The 9,321-nt window shown below is 69.8% G+C and carries 9 protein-coding genes and 1 pseudogene; 4 read left to right on the top strand and 6 right to left on the bottom strand.

What is annotated here, in order from left to right; genetic code table 11:
* The 3 genes from KUM38_RS33180 to KUM38_RS33170 form a co-directional block, all read right to left on the bottom strand.
* Positions 1–179 (bottom strand): transposase (locus KUM38_RS33180; RefSeq protein WP_217135045.1); only part of this gene is annotated, 179 nt, incomplete at its 3' end.
* 410 nt (positions 180–589) lie between these two features.
* Positions 590–1,150 carry a hypothetical protein gene (locus KUM38_RS33175; RefSeq protein WP_217135042.1) on the bottom strand — a complete coding sequence of 187 codons (561 nt, stop codon included), beginning with the start codon at positions 1,148–1,150 and terminating at the stop codon, positions 590–592.
* A gap of 17 nt (positions 1,151–1,167) precedes the next feature.
* The gene (locus KUM38_RS33170) at positions 1,168–2,328 is read right to left on the bottom strand and encodes a hypothetical protein (protein WP_217135038.1); all 1,161 of its coding nucleotides are present in this window, start codon (positions 2,326–2,328) and stop codon (positions 1,168–1,170) included.
* 39 nt (positions 2,329–2,367) lie between these two features.
* On the opposite strand from KUM38_RS33170, the gene KUM38_RS33165 reads away from it, so the two are divergent.
* The 3 genes from KUM38_RS33165 to KUM38_RS33155 all read left to right on the top strand — a co-directional run bounded on the left by KUM38_RS33165 (position 2,368) and on the right by KUM38_RS33155 (position 3,660).
* A complete protein-coding gene (locus KUM38_RS33165; protein WP_217135036.1) occupies positions 2,368–2,757 on the top strand; it encodes an integrase core domain-containing protein in 390 nt (129 codons plus the stop codon).
* A 412-nt stretch (positions 2,758–3,169) separates the two neighbouring features.
* Positions 3,170–3,367, top strand: a complete 198-nt coding sequence (locus KUM38_RS33160; RefSeq protein WP_224228317.1) for a toxin-antitoxin system HicB family antitoxin — start codon at positions 3,170–3,172, stop codon at positions 3,365–3,367.
* Positions 3,364–3,660 carry a hypothetical protein gene (locus tag KUM38_RS33155; protein WP_217135034.1) on the top strand — a complete coding sequence of 99 codons (297 nt, stop codon included), beginning with the start codon at positions 3,364–3,366 and terminating at the stop codon, positions 3,658–3,660. The genes KUM38_RS33160 and KUM38_RS33155 overlap by 4 nt, the downstream gene beginning before the upstream one ends.
* A gap of 419 nt (positions 3,661–4,079) precedes the next feature.
* Here the strand turns inward: KUM38_RS33155 and KUM38_RS43840 are convergent.
* A pseudogene (locus tag KUM38_RS43840) lies at positions 4,080–4,451 on the bottom strand (hypothetical protein); the annotation flags it as partial.
* A gap of 267 nt (positions 4,452–4,718) precedes the next feature.
* Here KUM38_RS43840 and KUM38_RS33145 point away from each other — a divergent pair.
* A complete protein-coding gene (locus tag KUM38_RS33145) occupies positions 4,719–6,869 on the top strand; it encodes an MMPL family transporter (protein WP_217135032.1) in 2,151 nt (716 codons plus the stop codon).
* Positions 6,870–6,924: 55 nt separating this feature from the next.
* On the opposite strand, the gene KUM38_RS33140 is transcribed toward KUM38_RS33145, so the two are convergent.
* Together KUM38_RS33140 and KUM38_RS33135 are read right to left on the bottom strand one after the other, a co-directional pair.
* Positions 6,925–8,433: a HAMP domain-containing sensor histidine kinase gene (locus KUM38_RS33140; protein ID WP_217135030.1), complete on the bottom strand. Its 1,509-nt coding sequence runs from the start codon at positions 8,431–8,433 to the stop codon at positions 6,925–6,927.
* Positions 8,430–9,122 carry a response regulator transcription factor gene (locus tag KUM38_RS33135; RefSeq protein ID WP_308409119.1) on the bottom strand — a complete coding sequence of 231 codons (693 nt, stop codon included), beginning with the start codon at positions 9,120–9,122 and terminating at the stop codon, positions 8,430–8,432. Before KUM38_RS33135 ends, KUM38_RS33140 begins: the two co-directional genes overlap by 4 nt.
* Positions 9,123–9,321: the final 199 nt, after the last annotated feature.

The following is a 9,321-nucleotide window of genomic DNA, read 5'->3' as shown; positions in this document are numbered from 1 at the left end:
ACCCCGGTGCGGTCCACGTACAGGATCGCGTTCATGATCTCGCGCAGCTCGTGCTCGGGCGGCCGCCCGAACGCCAGGGCCCGGCGGCGGCGCTCGGACCGCCAGGCCGCCAGGACCGGCTCGACCAGCTCCCAGCGGGCATCGGACAGGTCACTCGGATACGCACGACGTTCGCTCATGACCTGGATGTACCGCCGCGGACCGAGTGCGCCCAGGCGCACAGCGACGACAACGGAAGCATGCGGCCGCGAAGACCGGGCGTCCTGGGATGAGACAGGCACAAGACACTTCCCGCCTCACCTGCCACCCCATCTGATCAGCAAAAATCAGCCCGCATCTCCAGCAGCACGAGCACCACAACCCGGCGGCCTGAAAACCGCTGGATACATGGGCAATGCAGGCGAAAACGACCTCTCAGTGCCTGTTTTTGAACCCTGTAATGGCAGGTCAAGGGCTGCTCGTCCAAAAAAAGAGCTTTGTGTAAGCGTTCGGGGAACGGTCACGGTGACCGTTCCCCGAACGAAAACCGATGGGACTGAGTTCTTCGAGGTCCACGGGGACCACCTCTCCGCCGAGTTTCGGAGCCACCTCAGCTACTCACATCCCGCACCCCGTCCATGAGCAGCGCCCGCTCCTGCCCGTAGACCTTCGCCGCCTCGAACAGCTGATCCCGGGTGAAGGAGGCTTCCAGATCGGCGTGTGTGGCCAGCAGCCCGTCCAGCTTGGCCCGGTCCCACACTTCAACCCGTACCGCCTGCCCGGCCGCCAGCGAGGTGACGAACTCCCGCTCCACCGTAGTCAGGGTGCACGGCACCACCAAGATCCACTCCCATGGCTGGTGCTGCAGAGCCCGCGTGAACGACTGCCTGATCGACTTGCGCCGCCCTTTGTGCGCTGTGGTCGGGAAACCGTCCGGGTAGTACTTCAGCTGGAAGATCCGCACCCGGGTCCCGTGGGTGACCTTGATGTCGATGCCGTCGTCCCCGCCGCGCCCGTTCACCACCTTCACACGCGCCGTCGCGTCGTACACACGGTGCACCAGCGCTTCCACGATCCGGTCGAACCCCGGCTGCCCGACCCGGTCCCACTCCACCGCCACAACCGGCCCCCTGCCCTCGCAGACACCCCAGACGATGATCCCACCCGGCACTGACACCCTCGCCGGCGCTACGCCACGCACCGATGCCGGGCCGCACCGCTCAGGCCAGGCGGCACCGCCGCACCTCCGGGCCGGGTGAAGCGCCGGTTCACAGCGTCGGCTTCTGGTGCCGGGTGAGGAGTTCGGTGCAGAACCCGGCCTGTTGCCTGGAGCGGCGCCAACGCGACTCCCTCGCGGTGGAGGCGGACGGCCTTCTGCTCTTCGTAGGGCTCGTGGGCGGGGACCTGTCCGTCGGTGCGCCGGTGCCGGTCGCCTGTGAGCGCGACGATCCGGTGGACGGGCACCAAGATGGCCGGGTGGCCGCCCGTGGGGGAGAACCCCGCTCGGCCGGTGCCGGGCTCGTAGGAGGTCACCGTGCCGTACAGACGGTGCAGCACGGTCTCGTCACGCATTCCGCACTCGACGTCCAGGCACAGCATCCAGTCGTTGAGCCAGTGGACGGGCAGGTTCTCCATCTCGGCGGCTGCGGGGCCGGGGTGATCGTCGTCGGGGACCCAGCTGTACGTGCCGACGACCAGGTCGTTGTACACCTCCATCGAGTCGGGCCCGCTGTAGGCGCCCCGTCGACCGAGCTGGGCGGCGCGCCGCACCGCCCGGGCCGTCGTCACCATGGCCGTGGGCCTGGCGCCCGGCCCGTCGCCTTCGGCGTCCGCCGGCAGGTAGGGGTAGGCGCCGCGCAGCAGCGCCAGCACGTCCCGTTCGTCCGGCCCGGCGCTGCCTGTCAAAAGGTCCGGTCCGAGGGTGATCCGCTGTCGGGCGTCGCGGGTGTGGTCGGCCGCGTGCCGGGCGGCGAAGCGGGGGACGGCGAGCACGACGGCGTGGTCGGGTTCGATGTTGTAGCCGACGCGGCGGGCGCCGAACGGGACGGTGGGCCCGTGCTGCTCGTACTGGGCCAGGTAGGCCAGTTCCGCATCCTGCATACGGGTCAGCGGCCAGCCGCTCACCAGCAACAGCTGCCACCCAGTGCCGTCGTCACCCGTGGCCGCCCCCAGCGCCTCCTCCAGCCTGTCGCAGCAGTCCGCCACGTACTGCGGCCACCGGTGCTGGAACTCCGCATCGGCCCACTGCGCGGGAGAAGTGAACCCCGCACCCGCCACGAGGGCCGGCTCCGGCAGCGCCGTCACATCACGCACCCGCAACCCGCCCCAGGCGGTTTCCACCGCCCGCATGGCCGCCGTACGCGCCGCTTCGGCCCCGCCGCCCTGGGCATGCGCATGGAGTCTCTGCGGTTCCTGCTGCGTGACCGCGATGGCAAGTACGGCGCGGCGTTCGACACGGTATTTGAGGCCGAGGAGCTGGAGGTGATCTTGAGTGCCCCGCGGGTTCCTCGAATGAACGCCCACTGCGAGAGGATCATTGGCAGCATCCGGCGCGAGATGCTCGATCATGTCCTGATCGTGAACGAGGCCCATGCCCGCCAGGTCCTGGCCGCCTACCGGCGGCACTACAACACCCACCGACCTCACCAAGCCCGACAGCAACTACCGCCTGATGCCAAGGAACGGTCCGATGCCACAGTGCACGACCTCAACGCCCGCCGAGCGCTGCGGACCAGGATCCTCGGCGGCGTGATCAGCGAGTACCGCTATATCGCTTGACCGGCGACGATGACTTTTCGAGCGGCACAGGGTCGACGGCGGCCGACTCCGAGCCGCGGGCGGCGACCGGGACGCCCTGCGGGCTCTCCCAGACGCGGCACCCGCCCCGCTGCGCTCACTCGCGCTATAGGCAGCCGTACCGTCGGGGCTCGCGCCGGTGTCTCCGATGCCTACCACTGGCACGTCGTCTGCCAGGGCCTGGTCCGCGTCTTGCATAGGGAAGCCGGCGCGCGTCACGGATCGGATCACTGCACCCACGCCAACGAACGGGAGGTCGAGCGCGTGAGCCACGGCCGCCGCCCTGTCCGCTCGCCCAGCCTTCGGCGGGTCGAGGGTCGCCGTGTCCTCATGCCTGACCGGCATGTTTCGCAACCACTATGTGCCACCATTAAATGGTGGCTACTCTGGCATCATGTCTGTCACCACGATGACCCTGCGGGTCCCCGACGACCTCGCCCCCTCGATCCGGGCCGCGGCGTCCGAGGCCGGCCTCTCCGTGAACGCGTACGTGGTACGCGCCGCCCGCCGCGCGGCCACGCTCGACGCCGCGAAGCAGCTCGCCACGCTCGGTCTGGGCGACGACCTGGCGGGCGAGGGCGACACCCTGTGAACCGTGGAGAGATCTGGGCACTCCCCGACGGCCGCAACGTCCTGATCATCAGCCTGACCGGCCTCGAAGAGGCCTACGGCGCCGTCCTCGCGATCATGCTCCACGACAGCGGCCGCTATCCCGACACCGCCATGTCCGTCGTCATCGGCGCCCCTCTCCCGTGCACCGCCGTCGCCGTCAACATCGTCCAGCTGCGCGTCGACCGGTTCGACGGCGCCAAGCTCCTCGGCCCGGTCGACACCGCGGCCATGGCCCGCGTGGACGCCGCGCTGCGCGCTGTCCAGGACCTGTAGCGCGCGACCGAGCAACGGGCTGCGGGCCTGGCCCTGCGCGGGCCGGCCAGATTGTTCGGACGGCGCCGTCTCCCGCTGGAAGTCGGCGTAGGCGAAGGCCCCGCTCTGCACCGCCAGCCGGTTCCACGGCGGCGATCTTTCTTGGCCCGGTCGACACTCTGACAGGGCTCGGTATGCCTTCGCGGGTCCGTCGGCCAGGAGCCTGACCAGCCCTAACTGGCGAGAATGGGTGATGTCTGCGCAGCTGCTGTGCTGAGCCGGACTGCCGAAGAGGACGCGGCCGTCGCCGTCCGTGACAACCATGGTCTTGACCGCGTTCTGCTTGCTCTTGCCGGAGATGAACTTGCCCCGGCCCCTGCGCTTTCCGGACGCGCTCCACCAGCGGTTGTCGCGGCAGATGTTCCAGGTGATCCGGTCGGTTATCGGCTCGCCAGCCGTACGGGCCTCCTCGAAGAGGAAGCGGTGGCCGAATTCAGGGTCGTCGCGATGCACGTCGAACAGAGCGCCTGCCCGGTATGCCTCCGCGAGTTGGTGTCGGTCACCGGTGAGGCCAGCCACCGGTAGTAGGGCTGGCGGGGCAGATTGAGTACCCGGCACGTCACCGCCACCGGCACCCGGTGAGGGGCTGCGGTGGTGGCCGTCTCGCGGACGAGCGGGTACATCATCATGACGGCAGGTTCGCCTGCGACGGATATGCCGCACCCGGCGCCCTCCTCTGCGTCGGCGCGACGCAGCCACCTCGACAGCGTGATCGGGTGGACGCCGAAGTCGGCGGCGATCTGTTCTGGCGAGACGCCGGCTCGCGGCTGCGCGCGACCCGCACGACGTCCTTCGTGGAACCCCTTCGGCTACGGCTTGGGCACTCCAGGCCGCCTCTCAGCAAACCAGGTCAGGCATCACCTGTCCGTGCAGCAGTCCCACGCCATCACACGGGTGCGTGCGCTGGGCACGTGGTTCGGCCGACCGGTCTGAGCAGCGCTTTAACGGTGGTCTCAGGTTCGCTCAATAGGAAGTGCGCATCCAGATAAGCGATGCAACTCGCGTGTAGGAGGCTTGTGATGGCAGTCGACACTGCGCCGTCCGGGAGAGCGCCGGCCGGTCGGTTGGCAGGCCGGTGGGTGCCATGGTTGGTGATCGGCTTGTGGCTGGTGCTGGCGGCGGGCATGGTGCCGCTGAGCGGGAAGTTGAGCTCGGTCACCACAGACAGCGCCGTGGACACCCTGCCGGCCGGTGCCGAGTCCACCAAGGTGGCGGCGCTGGACGACAGTCTCCCCGGTGGTGAGGACAGCACGTTCGTCTTCGTGTACCACCGGGCCGAGGGCATGACCGCCGCCGACCGCGCGGCGGTCGAGCGTCACTACGACACCCTTGTCAAGCGGTACCCGCCGAAGACGACGGAGGCGGGCGACGAGGACGACGAGGGCTCACCGACGAGCCTTTCCACCGACCGCAAGGCGATGACGTTCACCCTCGATGTGAGCACGGCCTACGGCCCGCCGGAGGAGTTCGTCGGCCCGTTGCGTGACGCCGCGAAGGACCGCCCCTCCGGGCTGGAACTGGACGTGACCGGACCGGGCGCGATCGACGGTGACATGGATGCCGTCTTCGACGGTATCGACGAGCAGGTCCTCCTCACCACCATCGCCGTCGTCACGCTCCTGCTGATCCTCACCTATCGCAGCCCGGTGTTGTGGATCATCCCGCTGGTGGCCGTCGGTGCGGCCGCACTGACCTCGATGGGGACCGTCTACCTGCTCGTCAAGGGCTTCGGCATCGTGGTCAACGACCAGAACTCGGCGCTGCTGACGATTCTGGTGTTCGGCGTGGGAACGGACTACGCGCTGTTGCTCATCGCCCGATATCGGGAGGCACTGCACCACCATGAGAACGTCCGGGTCGCGATGGTCCACGCGCTGCGCGGTGCGGCGCCGGCCATCGTCGCGTCCGCGGCCACCGTGGTCTCGGGCCTGCTGTGTCTGCTCGTCGCGGACCTGAACAGCACCAGTGGGCTGGGCCCGATCGGTGCGGCCGGCATCCTGTGCGCGCTGGTGGCCATGCTGACGCTGTTCCCGGCGGTCCTCGTGGTGCTCGGCAGGCGGATCTTCTGGCCGGCCATCCCGCGGTTCAGCACGGCCGTGGAGGAGAAGCCGGGGCTGTGGGGACGGCTCGGCACCGCCATCAGCCGCCGCCGGTGGGTGGCGACGCTCGGCTCGTTCGGAGTCCTCGGCGTGCTCGCCCTGGGGCTGGCGGGCAACACCGGCGCCCTGAGGGAGCAGGACCAGTTCCTGTCCGCGCCGGAGTCGGTCACCGGCTTCACCGTTCTGCGCGAGCACTTCCCGGAGCTCGGCGGCCAGCCGCTGACGGTCTTCACGCGTCCGGCGCAGCAGGAGAAGGTGCTCGACGTCGTCGAAGACACCCGAGGCGTGGCCATGGCCGTCCCGGAGGAGACCGTCGGTGGCTGGGCCAACATCTCCGTGTTCCCGAAGGACGCGCCGGACACCGCCGCGGAGTACGACACGATCAAGCGGGTGCGCACCGCCGTGCACGCGGTGAGCGGGGCGGAGGCGATCGTCGGCGGGCCGAGCGCGGAGAACCTCGACACCGAGGTGACCACCAGGCGTGACGAGAAGCTGGTGATCCCGCTGGTGCTCGTCGTCGTCCTGATCATACTCGGGCTGCTGCTGCGCGCGGTCCTGGCCCCGCTGGTCCTGATGGCCACCGTGGTCGTCTCCTTCGCCGCGGCCTTCGGCGGCAGCGTGTTCGTCTTCGACACGATCCTCGGGTTCAAGGGTGTCGACTATTCGGTGCCGCTGCTGGCGTTCCTGTTCCTGGTGGCGCTCGGCGTCGACTACAACATCTTCCTGGCCAGCAGGGCCCGGGAGGAGACCATGCGCCTCGGCACCAGAGAGGGCATGCTCAAAGCCCTCTCGGCCACCGGTGGCGTCATCACCTCGGCAGGCCTGGTCCTGGCGGCCACGTTCGGGGTCCTCGTCACACTCCCGCTGGTGATGCTGGTCGAGGTCGGCTTCCTGGTGGCCTTCGGCGTGCTGCTCGACGCCCTGCTGGTGCGGTCGGTCCTGGTGCCCGCCCTTACCTTGCTGATCGGCCGGCGGATGTGGTGGCCGAGCCGGTTGTCCCGTCCAGCGGCGGAGCTGCCGGACGGTCAACAGCCGCTGGCCGACAAGGAGGAGTCCGCGCTGCAACGGTGAGCGCGGCGGCACGGACGAGATCCGGGACGGGGACCCAGGCCCGTCCCGGATCTTTTCATGGGGCTCGACGGCCGCCGCCCTTTGGTCCTACGCCGTGCGGCCGGGGCTGGGGTCGGCGCATCGCGGTGTCCTCCCCGGCGGTGAGCCGCGCGGGCGGGGCGGGCGGGGCCGCGGCCGGAAGGTCGATGCGAAGCAGCGCGCCACCGCGTGCGGAGCGGGCGACGCTGGCCCGGCCGCCGTGGGCGTCGACGACCCGCTGCACGATCGACAGCCCCAGACCGGATCCCGGCAACGCCCGGGCGCTGTCGGCACGGTAGAACCGGTCGAACACCCGCGGTACGTCGGCGGCGTCGATGCCCGGCCCGGCGTCGTCGACCTCGAGCACCACCGACGCGTTCTCGGCACGGAGCCGGACCTGGACCGGCTGGTCCGCGGGGGACCACTTGCCGGCGTTGTCGATGAGGTTGAGCACCGCCCGCTCGAGCGCAGCGGGACGCCCGCTCACCCACACGGAGGTCACGTCGAGCGCGACCTCGACGTCGGGCGTGCGGGAACGTGCCCGGGTCGCGGCGGCCGCCACCACGTCGGCGAGGTCGAGCAGCTCGGTGTTCTCGTCGCTGACGTCACCGCGCGCCAGGTCGGTCAGCTCGGCGACAAGGGTGCTCAACTCGGCCACCTGGACGCCGAGATCGGTCAGCAGCCGGGTCCGGCTCTCCGCCGGTAGTGCGCTGTCCAGGGTGCCGCGCCGATCGAGCCGGATCAGCAGCTCGACGTTGAGGCGCAGGCTGGTGAGCGGGGTCTTGAGCTCGTGGGCGGCGTCCTCGGCGAGCAGCCGCTGGGCCCGCCGGGAGTCCCGGAGCGCGGCGAGCATGTCGTTGATCGACTGGATCAGCCGCCGGATCTCCCCACCGCCCTCATCCGGGATGTCGGCGTCGAGATCCCGGGTGTGCGCGACACGTACCGCGGCGGCGGTCAGCCGGTCGATCGGTGCCAGCCCGGTCCGCGCCACGGTCCGCCCGACAAGGGCGCCGCCCACCACGCAGAACAGCCCGATCAGCAGCATGCCGAACCCGAACTGGTTGATCGGGCTGTCGTCGGCGACCTGGGCCACCTGGACCGCGCCGTCGCCCGCCCGCAGCGTGTAGATGAGGTAGCCGTCCTCGTCGCTGTCGTTCGACTCCATCAGGTCGGCCGACGCGCCCTGCGCCACGCGCCCGGCGTGCTCGCTGACGGGGGGCAGCGCGGGTTGGCCGGCAGGCGTCCGGGTCGAGCCGTCGGGCAGGATGACCCGCACCAGCCGACCGGATCCGGGATACGGCGGTAGCTGGACCTGCGCCAGACCGGCGCGCTGCGCGTTCGTCGCCAGGACGCGGGAGTCGGCGCGCAGCTGATTCTCGGTGCTGTCCTGCAGCTCCCAGCCCAGTAGCTCGCTGGCCACCTGGAAGGCCACGAACACGCTGACCGCGATGGCCGTCGCCGCGATCACCGTCAGCCTGCTCCGCAGGGACTGCCGGCGCCACCATCGGGTCAGCCGGCGCGGTTCCCGGCCGGCCGGCCTGCTCACGGAGGAGTCTCCCGCAACGTGTATCCCAGGCCGCGCAGCGTGTAGATCAATCGCGGCTCACCCTCGGCCTCCAGCTTGCGGCGCAGGTAACTCACGTATACCTGGAGGTTGTTGGCGGTGGCGCTCATGTCGAAGCCCCAGATCGCCTCGAACAGCGCGTCGCGGGTCACGACCCGGGTCGCGTTGCTCATGAGGACCTGCAGGAGGGAGAACTCGGTCCGGGTCAGGCGCAGCGGCCGCCCGCCCCGCCACACCTCGAACCTGTCGGGATCGAGCCGGACGTCGGCGAACGACAGGATCTGCGACTCCCCGTCGGTCGGCGTGCGCCGGCGCAGCAGGGCCCGCACTCGGGCCAGCAACTCCTCGGTGGCGAAAGGCTTGGGCAGGTAGTCGTCAGCGCCCGCGTCCAGCCCCGTGACCCGGTCGGAGACCTGGTCACGGGCGGTCAGCATCAGCACCGGCAGATCCCGACCCGCGGCCCGCAACCGCCGGCAGGTCTCCAACCCGCCGAGGCGAGGCATCATCACGTCGAGGATCAGCAGATCCAGCGTGTCGCCGTCGGCCCCAACGACCCCGTCGAGCACGGCGAAACCGTTGGCGACGGTGCTGGTGTCGTAACCCTCGACCTGGAGCACCCGCTCCAGCGACTCACGGATGGCCGCTTCATCATCCGCGATCATGATCCGCACGCCGGCCCGCCCCCTTCCAGTCGATGTTTTTGCCGCTCATTGTCCCCGATCAACCTGAGGCCAGGATTAGAGCGTCGCTGGGGGCCGCGCTCTTACAGATACCTACTGAGTTTTTCGTTAGTTCTGTGGTGGTGAGGGGTGAATGATCAGGCCGGTGTGGGTGAGGAAGGACCACGGGAGTTGCTCGCTGGAGCAGACG

Origin of the sequence: Streptomyces sp. AC558_RSS880 (assembly GCF_019049255.1) — a bacterium.
Taxonomy (GTDB): domain Bacteria; phylum Actinomycetota; class Actinomycetes; order Streptomycetales; family Streptomycetaceae; genus Streptomyces.
The sequence above is the reverse complement of the archived record's forward strand: the minus strand, read 5'-3'. Positions and strand labels throughout refer to the sequence as shown.

Bases quoted from the DNA above. Each gene is read 5' to 3' on its own strand.
- KUM38_RS33170 (WP_217135038.1), bottom strand. From the start codon at position 2,328: ATGCGGGCGGTGGAAACCGCCTGGGGCGGGTTGCGGGTGCGTGATGTG.
- KUM38_RS33165 (WP_217135036.1), top strand. From the start codon at position 2,368: ATGCGCATGGAGTCTCTGCGGTTCCTGCTGCGTGACCGCGATGGCAAG.
- KUM38_RS33160 (WP_224228317.1), top strand. From the start codon at position 3,170: ATGTCTGTCACCACGATGACCCTGCGGGTCCCCGACGACCTCGCCCCC.
- KUM38_RS33145 (WP_217135032.1), top strand. From the start codon at position 4,719: ATGGCAGTCGACACTGCGCCGTCCGGGAGAGCGCCGGCCGGTCGGTTG.